Source organism: Prochlorococcus sp. MIT 1318 (assembly GCF_047304505.1).
Classification (GTDB): Bacteria; Cyanobacteriota; Cyanobacteriia; order PCC-6307; family Cyanobiaceae; genus Prochlorococcus; species Prochlorococcus marinus_D.
Genome location: NZ_CP138958.1, coordinates 276397 through 291377, shown reverse-complemented (window position 1 = coordinate 291377; position 14981 = coordinate 276397). Strand labels below are relative to the sequence as shown.

Annotated in this window: 14 protein-coding genes and 2 pseudogenes; 12 read left to right on the top strand and 4 right to left on the bottom strand. The window is 52.7% G+C overall.

What is annotated here, in order from left to right; all coding sequences use genetic code 11:
• The first annotated feature begins 100 nt into the window (after positions 1-100).
• Positions 101-1075, top strand: a complete 975-nt coding sequence (locus SIB66_RS01600) for a glycosyltransferase family 2 protein (protein WP_063407361.1) — start codon at positions 101-103, stop codon at positions 1073-1075.
• On the opposite strand, the gene SIB66_RS01595 is transcribed toward SIB66_RS01600, so the two are convergent.
• Positions 1060-2367 (bottom strand): ChbG/HpnK family deacetylase, encoded by a 1308-nt coding sequence (locus SIB66_RS01595; protein WP_063407360.1) that lies wholly within the window; start codon positions 2365-2367, stop codon positions 1060-1062. The two genes, SIB66_RS01600 and SIB66_RS01595, sit on opposite strands and share 16 nt — an antisense overlap.
• Before the next feature lie 12 nt (positions 2368-2379).
• The gene (locus SIB66_RS01590; protein ID WP_063407359.1) at positions 2380-2616 is read right to left on the bottom strand and encodes a hypothetical protein; all 237 of its coding nucleotides are present in this window, start codon (positions 2614-2616) and stop codon (positions 2380-2382) included.
• A gap of 234 nt (positions 2617-2850) precedes the next feature.
• On the opposite strand from SIB66_RS01590, the pseudogene SIB66_RS01585 reads away from it, so the two are divergent.
• The 7 genes and pseudogenes from SIB66_RS01585 to SIB66_RS01555 all read left to right on the top strand — a co-directional run.
• Positions 2851-2980, top strand: a pseudogene (locus tag SIB66_RS01585) (biliverdin-producing heme oxygenase); the annotation flags it as partial.
• 149 nt (positions 2981-3129) lie between these two features.
• Positions 3130-4167 (top strand): glycosyltransferase, encoded by a 1038-nt coding sequence (locus SIB66_RS01580; protein ID WP_063407683.1) that lies wholly within the window; start codon positions 3130-3132, stop codon positions 4165-4167.
• Positions 4168-4341: 174 nt separating this feature from the next.
• Complete coding sequence (locus tag SIB66_RS01575) at positions 4342-6159, top strand: ABC transporter ATP-binding protein (RefSeq protein WP_063407358.1); 1818 nt, start codon at positions 4342-4344, stop codon at positions 6157-6159.
• Positions 6160-6164: 5 nt separating this feature from the next.
• The gene (locus SIB66_RS01570; protein ID WP_063407357.1) at positions 6165-7373 is read left to right on the top strand and encodes a glycosyltransferase family 1 protein; all 1209 of its coding nucleotides are present in this window, start codon (positions 6165-6167) and stop codon (positions 7371-7373) included.
• A complete protein-coding gene (locus SIB66_RS01565) occupies positions 7370-8551 on the top strand; it encodes a glycosyltransferase (RefSeq protein WP_063407356.1) in 1182 nt (393 codons plus the stop codon). Before SIB66_RS01570 ends, SIB66_RS01565 begins: the two co-directional genes overlap by 4 nt.
• 7 nt (positions 8552-8558) lie before the next feature.
• Entirely contained in the window at positions 8559-9680 is a 1122-nt protein-coding gene (locus SIB66_RS01560) for a glycosyltransferase (protein WP_063407355.1), read from the top strand.
• Between the two features lie 5 nt (positions 9681-9685).
• The gene (locus tag SIB66_RS01555) at positions 9686-9811 is read left to right on the top strand and encodes a hypothetical protein (RefSeq protein ID WP_268873690.1); all 126 of its coding nucleotides are present in this window, start codon (positions 9686-9688) and stop codon (positions 9809-9811) included.
• Positions 9812-9849: 38 nt separating this feature from the next.
• Here the strand turns inward: SIB66_RS01555 and kdsA are convergent, their stop codons facing one another.
• Positions 9850-10701, bottom strand: a complete 852-nt coding sequence (gene kdsA, locus SIB66_RS01550) for a 3-deoxy-8-phosphooctulonate synthase (protein WP_063407354.1) — start codon at positions 10699-10701, stop codon at positions 9850-9852.
• Positions 10702-10781: 80 nt separating this feature from the next.
• On the opposite strand from kdsA, the pseudogene SIB66_RS01545 reads away from it, so the two are divergent.
• The 4 genes and pseudogenes from SIB66_RS01545 to SIB66_RS01530 form a co-directional block, all read left to right on the top strand.
• A pseudogene (locus tag SIB66_RS01545) lies at positions 10782-11386 on the top strand (hypothetical protein); the annotation flags it as partial.
• 11 nt (positions 11387-11397) lie between these two features.
• Positions 11398-12441 carry an ATP-grasp fold amidoligase family protein gene (locus tag SIB66_RS01540; RefSeq protein WP_236070378.1) on the top strand — a complete coding sequence of 348 codons (1044 nt, stop codon included), beginning with the start codon at positions 11398-11400 and terminating at the stop codon, positions 12439-12441.
• 80 nt (positions 12442-12521) lie between these two features.
• Entirely contained in the window at positions 12522-13493 is a 972-nt protein-coding gene (locus SIB66_RS01535) for a hypothetical protein (RefSeq protein WP_236070377.1), read from the top strand.
• Positions 13493-14761: a glycosyltransferase family 4 protein gene (locus SIB66_RS01530; RefSeq protein ID WP_063407682.1), complete on the top strand. Its 1269-nt coding sequence runs from the start codon at positions 13493-13495 to the stop codon at positions 14759-14761. The genes SIB66_RS01535 and SIB66_RS01530 overlap by 1 nt, the downstream gene beginning before the upstream one ends.
• On the opposite strand, the gene SIB66_RS01525 is transcribed toward SIB66_RS01530, so the two are convergent.
• Positions 14758-14976 (bottom strand): hypothetical protein, encoded by a 219-nt coding sequence (locus SIB66_RS01525; protein WP_063407351.1) that lies wholly within the window; start codon positions 14974-14976, stop codon positions 14758-14760. The genes SIB66_RS01530 and SIB66_RS01525 overlap by 4 nt on opposite strands.
• Between the last annotated feature and the right edge of the window lie 5 nt (positions 14977-14981).

Sequence of the window (14981 nt, the reverse complement as noted above, 5' to 3'; positions counted from 1 at the left end):
GCCTTGGTGGTGGCCCTGACGACCAGACTTAAGCGACTTAGCTTGAGCTTGCCAAATTCTTCTCGAATTCAGTCGTGCTGTTCTACGTCCATAGTGAGTGATGGAGAGGTCATCAATCTCAGAGCGTTTGCCTGGTCAGATCTGGGTAGTAGCTGCTTGTTTCAATGAAGAGGCTCTGATCTTCCAGTTCATCGAACGAGTGCTTGCCTTGCGGGAAGTTAGTCATTTGTTGCTGGTGGATGATGGCTCACGTGACGGCACGGTGGCTCAGATCCGCTCATGGCAGCAGCGATTTGTTGGTTCTAAGGCTTCTACTCCAGTCTCTTTGTTGGAGCTCACAAGGAACTTTGGTAAAGAATCGGCAATGCTGGCCGGCTTGGATTATGCCCAGGGCAAGTGCGATGCTGTGGTGCTGATTGATTCAGATCTTCAGCATCCGCCAGAGTTGATTACGCAGATGGTTCAGGCTTGGCGTGGTGGTGCTGAGGTTGTTACTGCAGTCCGTGACGATCGTGATCAGGAATCAAGGTTGAAAGTAACAACTTCCTCCTGGTTCTACAGGGTTTTCAACCGGGTAGTGGATTCCATTCAACTGATTGATGGAGCAGGAGATTTTCGTTTGCTCAGTGCACCAGTTGTGGAAGCCCTCACTCAAATGCGTGAATTCAGCCGTTTCTCCAAAGGTTTACTTCCTTGGACCGGATATCGCAGTGTCGAGCTGAGTTACAGCAGGGTGAAACGAATGGGAGGTCGTAGCTCCTGGAGCCCCCTTAAGTTATGGAGCTATGCCCTTGATGGCATCTTTTCCTTCTCAGTGATTCCTCTAAAGATTTGGAGTTTTTTGGGCCTTGTAGTTTCCTTAATTAGTTTGCTTTACGCCGCAGTTATCGTTTTGATCACGATTTTTAATGGAGTTGATCTTCCTGGCTATGCCTCACTGATTGTGGCGGTTCTGTTTTTGGGGGGCATTCAATTGATTGGTATCGGTGTACTTGGCGAGTACATCGGTCGGATCTATGTGGATACCAAAGCCAGGCCACACTATTTCATTAGGGCCATTCACGGTTCACTTTGAGTGGAGGCACTGGCTTGTAGTTTTTTGACTGCTTGCCACTCCAGTTGACGCCATGAGGATGAGAAAAATGTACGAGAGAAAGGGAAATCTGTTAGGCCTTGATGAATCTCTTCTGGCTTTAGCGGTGCAGCTGGATGCGATAGCAGCAAAGGTTGTGTTTGCGGTGGTGAGAATGAAACAGATGTGAGTTCTTGCCAAGCGGCTTTGAGCGGAGCATCCACCATTAGCCCTGTGAAAAGCACGCCGGCAAATCGGGCGTTGGTCGCGACTAACGCTTTGCGCAGTCGTGGTAAAGCCATGCGAGTGAGGTTCTGCAGCACAAGCCACTTCAACCAGCCACCATTCGTTAGAGCTGTTAGCCAGTAGCGTGATGACAGCCCAGTGGGCAAGGGCTCAGCAGTGGTGCGTAACCAGCTGATGCCTTGCTCAGGGGCTAGTTCGAGGATCACATCGAGCACGATTGGCACCAGATGCACATGTTGATGGCCATCAATGGCGATGATGGTGAATCCAGTGAGTTCTCGAAATCGCTGGATTTGAGAATTCAGTTCACAGCGAAGTTGCCTTTCAAGTCGTCGTCGTCTTGGCGCATTTTTAGGTAGGCATGATGCCAGCATTAACATCCCAAAAGAGCATTTGAGCCGCCCTGCATCATCAATGAGTTCAGACACTTGTTGATGGGGTGCTACTGCTCGACCTTCGCTTAGGCAGAGGTGCAAGCAAAGTTGAAGGCTGGGGTAGCTTCTACTTTGTTCAATAGCTGACTCAACGGCATTGCCGTTGACCAGCAGGCTGGCGCTGTCCAACTGCCTGGCCGCAGCAAGAGCAAGGATGGCGGTGTTGGTCGCGTTGGTGAGACCTAGGTCATCGGCATGCAGTTGAGGCTTCGTCTTGTTAGATCGTTGCTGTCGGCGCATGCTGAATCGGGCTGCCCTTGACCAGATCAAAGCATTGAGCAATGTCGGTGTAAAAACCAGCATCACTGTGGTGATGGGTAGTGAAGCCCAAGGGCTGAGCGCCAATGGCAACAGTGCGCTCACGCTGACATTGACACTGAACTGCAGAAGCAACCAGCGACGTGCGAAGCGCTGTCCAGTTGTTTCTGAACGGAAGGTGTACAAGGCATGGCCTAGATAGCTGACCAATGAGGCGGCTAAGAAGCCACTGAGGTTGCTCAGCCAGAACGGTATGAGCTTTGCCATGAGCACCAGCACCGTTGCGTGTATGGCTGCAGCTGCTAGTCCGACTAGTCCATAGCGCCCTACCCGTGCAGCCAATGGCTGCAAATTCATGACAGCACAGTCTCAAGGATTGCATTCATCGTCTTGAGATGATCGATTAGCAATAGACATGACATGGCAGAGCGATTCCTCATCAGGGACAACATCAAAGTGCCGCAACCGTAATGGCATGGCACTGATTGATCCTGCAAGATTGGTACGCTTCAGGAGACTGGATGCAGTCGCTACAAGATGCATCACTTGGAGTTTGCTCAGGGCCAGCTTGAATCGCCATGCCTTGAGTCTGTATATGCCAGCCACTCAATCCATCTTCACTTGCTGAAGGGATGATCCACAGATTGGCAGTTGGTTTGAGGGTGAGACCCTTGATCTTGCTCTACTAATACAGCCGTGGAGCTTGTGGCTTAAGTGCCGCCTTGTTGATGCAAATCAGTTCAGCGGGGAGGGTGTTCTCTTCACTCTCTGCAATCGATGACTTCATGAAGCACCAGCTATTTTTAATGTCCTTTCACCTGTAAAAGGTTTGTGTTCCAAATGGCGGTAGTCCTGGCGAGCGCACTGAAAGAAGGCCATTAAGGCAGCCCACACGATGGCCGAGAACACTGGCTTCGTGAGCTCTTTCCTCAAAGGCGTGGTTGATCTCTCGAGTGATCGCAACCTGGTGACTGCAATTGGAAATGTCCTGTTTGTGGATGGCTCACGTGCCGCCAACGAGGTGGCAGCTACCGAGGATGTGGTGGCCTGAGGGGCTTGTAATCGTCAGATTTGATCAAACTGCGGCATAGTTCTGCATCGGTTAGTCCCCTCGCCCCTGTGCGTCGCGTCTTTTTTCTGGTTCCAGGGACTACGGATCGCTATCGCTGCGGTGGTCTTTCAGTGGCGCTCCATACCGCAAGGTTGGTGAACAGGCTTATGCCTACTGATTTGGTGACCTATCGGAACCGTCAGGACGATTATCTGTTTTTGGATGATCTTTTGCAGCAAGAATCAGCTCCAGGGGAAACACTTTGGGTGGTGAGCTGGGGGTTTGAAGTGCAGAAGTTATTGCGGCGTCTAAGGGGCCGGCATGTCGTTTATCACGCCCATAGCAGCGGCTATGGATTTGATCTCCCATCAGGGGTTCCTGTCTTCGCTGTGAGCAGGAATACCCTTGGCTACTGGGGTGACCGGGCACCTCGCAATCCTCTTTTTTTGGTGCCTAATGCTTTAGAACCCCATTGGTTGGAGAGAGGTGCTCGGCTTGGAGCAGCTGTGGCTGAAGCTGAAGATCGCTCCATCGATGTCTTGGTGCAGGAGCGAAAGAGTAGCCGTTATGTGTTGGGGCAATTGGTTCCTGCCTTGAGAAAGCTAGGGCTGAAGGTTGTGGTTCAGAGTGGCTGGGTGGAGGATCTGGTCGCTCTGTTCAACGCTTCCAAGGTTTATATCTACGATTCGGCTGAGTATTGGCGGAGTAATGACCTGAGTGAGGGCTTTGGCTTGCCCCCTCTAGAGGCGATGGCTTGCGGCTGCGTTGTGTTCAGCAGTTTCAACCATGCGCTCGCCGATACCCTTGAGCCGAGTGTGGTTGGCCATCAGATTGGTTGCGGCAGTCTCGCCTGGGATGTGCGACGGATTTGCGAATCTGTGCGAGAGCCAGCGGCTTGGCGTCCAACCCAGGAGCGGCTCAATCAGCTGTTAAGTGAACATACGGAAACGGCTTTGATGTCGCGGTGGAGATCGGCTCTGGCTGCTATTGAGACCATGCCGTCAGGTGAAGTGCCCCTCAGGAGGTCTCCAACCTTTGTGTTGCGATTCAATAGAAAGGTTGGCCGAGTGTTGAGGCTTTTGAGACGGCTGATCTCTCGCCGCTAATTGTGGCTTCTGTCTTTCTGATGAGCTGCTGCATCGACTAGGGGACTTGGGGAGGGTCAATCGGTTGCCTGGCTGGCCGACCTGTTGCTGATTGTGGAGGTTGGCAACCGGTAACTTGCGCTTTAAGGATGCTTGCGTTTCGTCTGCCTCCGAGAAGAATTGTGCGGCGTGTCCATGCTCTTGCAAAGCCAGACCTGGAAGGAACTAAGAGAGCTGCTGCGTCAACTTCCTTCTAAGCGCATCAACCTTCTGATTCTTGTTTTGCTGGCCTCCTTTTTTCAGGGCTTGCTTGACATGCTGCTGGTTGGTCTGCTGGCCAGGTTGGTAGGGGTGATGTCGGGAGCGACGTTGCATGATCGTATCCCGGGCATCCGCTTTTTTGGGGGTGGCATTCTTGATCAAACCGGATGGTTACTAGGACTCCTAATCGCGTCATTCTGGTTTACTTCAGCGATCCGTTTTGGTGTTTCGCTGATGCAAAGCATGCTCAGTGCAGAGATCTGGACAGATTTAGTTAATAAAGTCTATGCAAACTTGATGCTGCAGCGTTATGAGTTCTTTACTCACAATCGAACTGCTCATCTTTCGGAGAGATTTAATAGAATCCTTAACCGTGTTTCGACGACAGTTGTTACACCTCTAATTACAATTGTTGGTAACACGCTTTCAGTTTTAGTACTACTTGTGGGAGTGGTATTTGTACTTGGCTGGGATGCCTTGTTGATTTTCGTTTTGATGTTGGTTGCCTATGCCATTGCTTCAGCAATCATTACCCCATATTTGCGTCTGTCAACGAAGCAGAAGTTGCGTTACTCGCGGCGGATCAATTTATATTTGATGGAGTCTCTGAGGTCAATGAGAGATGTGCAAATTTATTCTGCTGATGAATTCTTTGTTCGAAGATTCTCTCGAGATGGAGTTGTCGCGAAGCGTTATGACCGTCTGTCCAAGCTTTTGCCTGATGTGCCACGGTTCATTATTGAGCCTGCAGGTATCACTATCCTGTTTTTGGTTGGTCTTGCTCCGGCATTGCTGGCTGGTGATACAGAGAAAATTCGTGAAGCTGTGCCGATGTTGGCAGCAGTCTTGGTCACGTTGTTGCGCATCTCGTCTCCCCTGCAATCGATGTTTCGCAGCATTAACAAGCTCAGAGGCGGCCTGCCTGAAATTAAGGATGCTTTGCAGTTGTTGAGGATGACCCCTGATCGACTTGTGTTGTCGTCCCCCGGGGTGCCCACTCCCGAGGGAGTCATGCCACGCAGATTTATTGAACTGGAGGGCGTGGGTTTTACTTATGGCGGCACTGAGAAAGAGGTGCTTCGAGATGTCAACCTGACGATTCCCGTAGGTTCAAGGATTGCTTTGGTTGGCCGAACAGGCAGCGGTAAGAGCACATTGGCTCATCTGTTGCTGGGGTTATTTCTTCCCACGCGAGGTGAACTCTCGCTAGACGGTGTTCCACTCAATGAAGAGGAGGTGCCAGCATGGCAGGCCAATTGTGCACTTGTACCCCAGGATATTCGCCTTCTTGATGCAAGTATTCGCGAAAATATTGCCTTTGGTCAAGATCTTGAATACATCAATGATGATGATGTTTGGGTCGCTTTGGAGGCTGCTCAGTTTGACGACTATGTGAGTCAGATGCCTTATGGATTATTTACCATGGTTGGTGAGAATGGCGTGAAACTTTCTGGCGGTCAGCGGCAAAGACTTTCTCTGGCTCGAGCTTTCTTCCGCAAGGCAAAAGTACTTGTGTTGGATGAGGCGACAAGTGCTCTAGATAACAAAACTGAGCATGATGTAATGCAGGCTCTTGATATTGTTGGACGCCGCTGTACCACAATTGTGATTGCGCATCGTTTGTCGACGGTCAAGAAGTGTGATCAAATTTATGAAATGGCAAACGGCAAAATTACTGCCAATGGCACGTTTGAAGAACTGCAGAGAGAGTCGGCCAGTTTCCGAGAAATGGCGTTAATCGAAGGTGAATAGTTCTCATGGCCGATTTTATTGTTCTTTCCACCGCAGACTGGGATCATCCGCTGTGGACCAATAAGCAGCACACGGCTCTTGCGCTGGCTGAGGCTGGCCACCGTGTGTTGTATGTGGAATCGCTTGGGATTCGTGCACCTCGGGTTGGAATTGCGGACCGAGCCCGAATCATTCGGCGTCTTCGCCGAATGATTCGGTTGCCCTATAGGCGTCACAAAAACCTCTGGGTCTGGTCGCCCCCAGTCATCCCTGGTGGACATTCAGGTTTGAAATTGGCTTTGAATCGTTTTCTGCTGCGAATTGGATTGTTTGTGGCGACTCGATCGTTGAAATTCCGATTCCAGATTTTATGGACTTATAACCCCCTCACAACTCTCTATCTCGATCTCAGCCGTTTTGCAGCTTCTGTTTACCACTGTGTCGATCGCATTCAAGAGCAGCCAGGTATGCCTTGTCAGCTGATCGAAGTCAATGAGCGGCAGTTGTCGCGTCAGGTTGATGTGCTGTTCACCACCTCGCCTGAATTGCAGGCCACTCATCTTCGCTGGAATCAAGCTGCTCGAATGTTTGGCAATGTGGCCGATTATCGTCATTTCAATCATGCGCTTCAGCCTTTAACTTGCCCACAATCTTTAAGATCAAGCCCTCGTCCTCGACTCGTATTTATGGGGGCGATTGATGCCTACAAGTTAGATCTTAGGCTCTTGAATTATCTGATTAGTCGTAATCCTGGCTGGGATTTTGTGCTGATTGGTCCGGTTGGCGAATGTGATCCGTCTACGGATGTAGCTGCTCTGGAGAGTTACCCAAATGTTCAGTTGGTTGGTCCACAGCCCTATGAAGCATTACCGGCCTGGTTAGCCCACGTGGATGTGGCCCTTCTGCCTTTGCAGCTCAACGGCTACACCCGCAACATGTTCCCGATGAAATTCTTCGAGTATTTGTCTGCAGGGTTGCCTGTGGTTGCCACAGCGATTCCCTCTTTGATTGCTCATGCCGACGTGGCTTGCCTTTGCGAGCCTCAAGTCGAGATCTTTGAACAGGCGATTCGAGCAGTCTTGGCTGGCCAAGGTCCCAATCTGGATCAACGCCTTGCCAGAGCACGGACTCAGACATATCAAACTCGAACGGAGGCGATGCTCGAGATTCTTCAACAGCAAGGGCTGCTCGCGCGCTTTGGGTCGCACTCGCGAGTCCAGGTGACCGGTTCATGAGCAGCAGCGAGGTGTCGATGCGGCGTGTGGTGCTCTACATCGATAGTTTCAAACTCGGTGGTGCTGAGCGCATCACCCTTACTTGGTCGTCATGGTTGCGGGATGCGGGTTGGTCGCCAGTTCTGCTGACGAGAAAACCACTTACTTGGGATTTCTATCCCTTGCCTGATGGTGTTGAACGTTTGGTGGAAACCTCCGACAGAAGGTGGGTTAGATGGCTTGGTGTTGTCGGATTCCCTGTGCGGGTTTGGCGCTTGCGACGCTGGCTCAAGCGTGAGCAGATCAGTCTGGCCATTGGCGTCACCTCGATCCCTGCTATCAAATTGCTTTTGGCTTCTCGGGGGCTGGGGATCCCCACGGTGGTGTCGGAGAGAAATTTCCCGCCATTGAAACGGATTGGTTTGGTCTGGCGCCTGTTACGTCGATGGGTATATCCCTGGGCTGCACTGCACCTGGTGCAGACACAGGTCGTGGCCGATTGGCAAGCTGCTCACCTCGGTGTGCGTGATCAGTTGTTGTTGCCAAATCCGGTGCAGTGGCCCCTCGATGTGTTTGATCCGCAGCTGGATCCTTGCCGTTGGCTTGCAGATGCTGGTGTGAGCGGTGACGCTCCTGTGCTTCTTGGTGTTGGAACGAAGGCCCATCAAAAGGGTTTCGATCGCCTCATCGATTGGTTTTTGGCGCTTGCCGACCGTCATCAGGATTTGCAGCTCGTGCTCGTTGGTTTGGATCAGCGGCCCTACCGAGGCCGGGACCAACAAATCGAGCTCTTGGCGCGGGTGCACGATCGCCCTGACTTGGTGGATCGGATTCATTTGCCTGGTCGAGTCGGCAACATGGCGGATTGGTATGACAGAGCGACTCTGTTTGTGTTGGCCTCTCGTTATGAGGGGTTTCCGAATGTGTTGCTGGAGGCCATGGCAGCAGGCTGTTGCTGTGTTGCAGCGGATTGTCCCCAGGGGCCTTCGGAATTGATCACGTCTGACTATGACGGGATCTTGATACCGGCAGAGAGACCTGATGCTTTCTGGGTTGATCAACTTGACGCCATGCTGATCGACTCTGATCTGCGCCAACGCTTGGGGCGAGAAGCTCAGGCCGTGCGTCAGCGCTTCGCATCGGAATTGCTTCGGAAGCGATGCCTCGAACGCTTGGAGCAACTCCTCCCTTCCGTGTGACGACGTCATGACTGATTCTCGCCAGCGCTTATTGGTGTTTGCGCCAACCCGCCGGGTTGCCTCGGAAACGTTTGTTCGTGCGAATCTGGCCGGCTTGCCGTTTGAGGTCAGCGCTTACTTCGGCGATGAATTCCCCTTGGATCAGCCAGGCAGGTTTGCTTATGGCTTGGGAGTACTGCTCAGCAAAATCTGCACTCGGTTGGGTTGGCTTCGTTTGGCCGAGCTTCCTGCAGCGTTCGTGGCCTGGGTCTTGATCCGCAGGCATCGACCCGATGTGGTGTTGGCCGAGTTTGGCTTCCATGCGGTGCGGGTGATGCAGGCGGCTGCCCGTGTCGATGTGCCTTTTGTGGTTCATTTCCGGGGTTCGGATCTTTCTGCAAATCGGCGCCTTGGTGTCTTGCGTTCTCGCTATCGGCGTCTCGTCAGCATTGCCTCTGGTGTGGTGTGCAAATCGAGGCCGATGGCCACCACGTTGGAGCAGCTGGGAGCGTCACCGTCGATGATTTTGATCAGCCCCTCGGGTGCCAATCCAGCCTTGTTCTCAGTTGGCGATCCGGCCCTCGCAGCGCCGGTGTTCCTTGCTGTGGGGCGATTTGTTGCCAAGAAAGGCCCTCTCCAAACAATTCGTGCTTTTGCGGGCCAACCCCAAGGTGAGTTGTGGATGGTGGGTGAGGGACCGTTGCTTGCGGAAGCTCGTCGTTTGGTGCAGGCGTTGCAGGTGCAGGATCGGGTTCGCTTCCTGGGCGTTAAAACACAATCGGAGGTGGCTGCATTGATGCGTCAGGCGAGGGTGTTCGTGCAGCACTCCCAGATTGCTCCCGATGGCGATAGTGAAGGCAATCCTGTTTCGGTGATGGAGGCTCAGCTCTGTGGTCTACCGGTGGTGGCGACACTCCATGCGGGGATTCCTGATGTGGTGCTGGATGGCAGCACTGGGCTGCTGGTGGAGGAAAGCGATGTGGAAGGGATGGCTGAAGCGATGACAAGGCTGATGGCCGATCCCAATCTCGCCGCTCAGTTCGGGCTGGCTGGCCGGGAGCGGGTGTTGGCTGCATTCACGCTTGAGCATCATTTGCAGGATCTGACACGATTTCTGCAGCAGCAGATTCGCTCCACCTCCCAGATTTGATCTGTGTGGATACCCCGAAACGCAAGTTGTTGTTGATTCGCGGTCAGAGATGGAGCGGCATCATCACCCTGGCCTTGGCACCTGGGGTGGCTGCCTTGAATGCTCAATGGGTCACTTCCAGTCAGCAGTAGGCAGCAATCAACTGAGAGCTGATCTTCAGCTTGTTTAATTAGCTCACCGAGAGAGTTGGGAGTGCTTTCACAACCTCATCGATCGCTTTGACCTGCTGGAGAAAAGGTTCAAGCAGCGCCAGTGGCAACGCACTTGGACCATCGCAGCGCGCCTTGTCGGGGTCTGGGTGCGATTCTAGGAAAAGTCCTGCCAGGCCTACTGCCATGCCAGAACGTGCTAGATCGACCACCTGGCTGCGGCGGCCACCGGAGGCAGCTCCACTTGGGTCGCGACACTGGAGCGCGTGGGTCACATCAAAAATCAGGGGTAGGTCATTGCAGCAGCGCTTCATTACTCCGAAGGCGAGCATGTCAACCACAAGATTGTCGTAGCCGAAGTTGCTTCCCCGCTCGCAGATAAGCAGATTCTCGTTGCTGCATTCGCGGAACTTTTCCACCACGTTTGACATTTGCGATGGGCTGAGAAACTGCGGCTTTTTGATGTTGATGACTGCGCCAGTTTTGGCCATTGCTTCAATGAGATCGGTTTGTCTCGCGAGGAAGGCGGGCAACTGGATGATGTCGCAGACTTCTGCCGCTGGGGTTGCTTCTTCCGGGCTGTGCACATCGGTAATCACGGGGATCCCGTGGGTGTCTTTCACCACTTGAAGAATCTCGAGCCCTTCCCTGAGGCCAGGCCCTCGGTAGGAGTGAATGGAGGAGCGGTTGGCCTTGTCGAAGGAAGCCTTAAACACCAGGGGAATTCCGAGCTTGGTGCAAACCGTTTTGTAATGGCCAGCAACCTCAAGGGCAAATTCCCGCGACTCGAGCACATTGATGCCTCCAATCAGCACGAACGGTGCATCGTTGGCAAAACGAATGGTGCCGAGGGCGATGCTGCGGGCAGCCATGGCTTAAAGCTTTGATGCTCAGGAGCCTAGGGCTCTTGCAGTAGCAGCCTTAATCTCAATCCATCACGTGATGCAGGCGGATGTTGACGGCTCCAATCCCGATTTTCATCGGCTATGACTCGAGGGAGAGGGCTGCAACAACTGTGCTGATTGACAGCCTCTATCAGCACAGTTCGGTTCCCCTCGCGATCACGCCGCTTGTGACGCCTCAACTGGAAGCTCAAGGGCCTCTACCGACGCGAGCGCGACCCGAAGCAGAGCACAGCCTTCTCCTTCACCCGGATTCTCGTTCCCCGCTTGATGGGCTATCACGGCTGGGCGCTGTTTATGGATTGCGGCATGTTGTGCCGCGCCGACATCAAGTCACTTTGGGATCAGCGGGATGACCGCTATGGCGCCATGTGTGAGCAGCATGAACATTTCGGGGGAGACCGTGAAGTTCCTCGGGGAGGCGCAGAGCGCTTATCTGAAGAAGAACTGGAGTTCGTTGATGCTGCTGAACTGTGGTCGTTGCAACAAACTCACTGTGGATTACGTGAATAAGGCCACAGGCTTAGAGCCGCATCGCTTTCATTGGCTGGAGGGCGACCATGAGATCGGAGTCATCGAGGGCGGTTGGAATCACCTTGTGGATGTGCAGGTTCCGCTGGCTCCCATGCTGCTGTTGTTCTGGTCCCTTGCTGGCCTGGGCCAGCAGTGCAAAATGAGACCCTTGCCGAGATCTGTTCGACAAGCGTCTTAGCCAGTGTGCCGATGCCTGCGAATGACATCACGACCTGGAGGGAACAGTGGCTTATGCCACTGAAGCGCCTCAATCGATTCCGACTTTGGCTTTGGGAAACACCACCCGTCTATGAAATTCGCGGACGTTGCTTTCAGATCAAAGAGCGTCTTTGTGGCTACCCAGAGTTACACCGAGCGTTTCGAGAACGAACTGGGTATGAGCTAAGTCTGCGTCATCCATGCACCTTTCACCACAAGATCACGGTTCTCAAAATTAGGCGATCTCCAAGGATTTTTGTTCGGGCTGTTGATAAGATTTTTGCCAAAGAATTGGCGCTGGAGTGGGCTCATCAGCATGGATTCCGTCTCGATGTTGCGCGCACTTTGGCCGTGACGAAAGATGTTTCAGAGATCCGTTGGCATGAACTTCCTCAACGCTTTCTGATTAAGGCCACCCATCGATCGGGCGCGAATCTCTTTGTCGATCAGAGTCAAGCCTTTGATCTTGACGCGTTGCGCCTGCAATCAAGGGCATGGCTTCAATACCCTTATGGTGTCTACAAGCATGAATGGGCGTACTGGCCAGTTCCGCGGCGTCTTCTGATTGAGGAACTGATTGAACCTGTGGATGGGGAGGAGCTGGTTGATTATAAGTTTCACATGAGTCGTGGGCGCTGTTTGATGATTCAGGTCAATCAGGGATTGCGCTCTGGTGAACGAACGATCGCAATATTTCATCCTTCATGGCAGCTTCAGCCTGTGCAATGGGTTTATCCTCAGCCTGAGGTCATACCTCAGCGACCTGACACTTTTTATGAGATGCTGGAGATGGCTTCCGCTTTCTCTCGCGAATTTCCTTATTTGCGTGTAGATCTTTATAGTGTCAAGCAGGTGATGTCTGGAGCGATGGTGTCTCGTGTGATGTTTGGAGAATTCACCTTTTTCCCTGGAAGTGGAAGTGAGTCTGTTGATCCCTTTGCTTTCGATCTCGCCATCGGCAAGGAGATCAAGCTGTAATCATTCATGGCCTCAAAAGGCGTACTCAGCGCTTGAGATATGAAGCACGCTTTTGGGTCTGTCGCCTGAGCTCAGGCTGGTTGTGTCCTCGATCTGGTTTTTATCGACTGTTTGAAGCCAGTCTCAAGTTGCATTTTTATCGGCGAGCAGCAGTCGTGGCCCATCTAGCTGCCCGTCGTCGCCCTGGGGATGCTGATGTGCAATCCATGCAGTGCACGCTGGCCTTCCGAGCGGGACAACTCGATCAGGCATTTTCTTTGTTGGTTCCTCGCTTGCAAGATGGCGATTATCGCGCCGTTGAGCGTCTGCTCTTTCGAACGGGATCGCGTCCGCAAGATGCACAGGATCGGCTTTTGGCTTTGGAGGGTTTGTCCACACTGCACGACTTGTTGCCGAGCCATCGTTGCTACTCACTGATTGCTCAGAGCTATTTGGTGATCAAGCTGAGTGATACAGCGAAAGCATCATCATTACTTCTGTCTATTCATCCTCTTGTCAACCAGCTCGCTGCTGATGACGCTGTGTATGGATGCACAGCATCGAATCGGCGCAATCAGGCCAAGCTTTTAATTTCCCTGTGTACCTGCTTTTATCATCTTGCTGTGTTAGTGGGGAATGATCAGGCTCTCGCCTGGGTCTGGTCTGAGGTGATGGAGGTGGCTTCGAAGTTGCGTTATCCGCAGCTCAATGCCGATGCTTGTCTGCGCATGTCAAGCAATCTGTCGCGTTGTTTGGCAATTGGCGCCTTAATCCCTGCTTCCAATGTTCCTGATGCCATGGAACGGACGCAAACGGAGCTCCGTGTCGTTGAGGAGGCTGTTCGTCGTGATTGTCTCAGCCAGTCCGGGGATAGCTTCTCTAAAACTCAGGAAAATCACCTCGGTTTAATGGTGAACTTGCAAGAGTCTTTGCAGCAACTGCGTAGTAAGGATGTTGTCACGCGTGACATGGGCATTCGGCGCACATCCCAGTTGCTGAATCATTCTTCTTTCAAGGAATTGAATGCACTCTTGGCAAAGCGTCTTCAGCAGTGCCACGCATCAATGAACTGATGACGGCGGCCTTGCCTGCTGGTAGCGATCTTGTGATCGTCTTGCCCCATCTGGGGCCAGGTGGAGCCCAGAAAGTGGCGTTGATGGCAGCGGAGCATTTTCTGGGGCAAGGACGCCAGGTGACGCTTGTCACTCTGTTGCCTGATAAACCCTTGACGCATGCTGTTCCGGAGGGCTTGCGTTGGGTCGATCTTGGGCCTGCAGTTGCAGAAACCAGCAGCAATCGCGCTCCCATAGCGCGCATCTGGCGGTTCTCATGCACCTGGGGTCGACGATCTCTGGCTTGGATCAGCTTCGTGATCGGATGGAAAGTGCTGAAGAGGTTGGTTCCAGGCCAGGCGCCTTTGCTCGTGCAGTGGTTGGTGTCCAGCTCCTCGGGCGTTCAGGCGACATTGTTGAGAGATCTCCTGTACGCGGGAAAGCCTGCCCGCGTGCTGTCTTTGCTCACTCGCACTAACTTGCTCTGCTGCCAGGCTATGTGGGCATTGCCCGGTCATCTTGTGGTATCGGAACGCAATGATCCGCGTCTGCAGAAGCAGTCGTTCCCATGGCTCAGGCTTCGGTCTTGGTTGTGGCAGAGAGCGGATGTCATTACAGCCAATACGATTGGGGTGCTTGAGGGGCTCCAGCACTGCCATCCAGCGATGGCTGATGACATGCGCTTGTTGCCGAATCCTTTGGTTGTGGATTCTCATCCGGGCAATCATTCGGATGAGCCAGCGGCGGGCCCTTGTTTTTTGGCAGTTTGCCGCCTGGTGTCTCAGAAAGGCATTGATCTTTTGATTCAGGCCTATGCCCAACTGCCAGTACCACTTCGAGAGATGTGGCCATTGCTGATTGCTGGAGATGGTCCAGAGCGAGCCTCGCTTGAGACACTGGCTTCTTCGCTACTGCCAAGAGGTCAAGTGCGATTTATGGGGTTTCAGCGAAATCCTCAAGTTCTGTATCACAGAGATGCAGTCTTCGTGCTGTCTTCTCGTTTTGAGGGGATGCCCAACTCACTTCTTGAAGCGATGGGAAGTGGTCTTGCGGTGATCGTCAGCGATGCATCACCTGGTCCTTTGGAGGTGGTGGTACATGGCAAAAGCGGTTGGGTTGTTCCTGCCGAGAAAGTGACTTTATTGGCAGAGGCCATGCAAGCCATGGCGGAGAATCCAGCTTTGCGCCGTCGGTTAGGTGACGCGGCTGCTGAGTTTATGGACGCCTATTCATGGGATGCTCTCGATCCTATCTGGAGTGACATATTGTGTTTGGAAAAGCCAGTTTAGTAACGTTGCTGAATGCTTCGAATCTGCGCTTTAGCTGCTTTAGTTTTTTGCATTGAGTCAATTAAGAAAAACCCCGAAGCTTTCCTATTTTGCTTTTGTTTGAAGTGATATTGCATTGCCATTTTTGGATTTGAAGTTGTTTTGATTGCCCCCTGGTGCAACAAAGTTTGCGAATGGGCTTTAATGCACCAAGTTTTTTCAAGTATTGCAGGCAATTAAA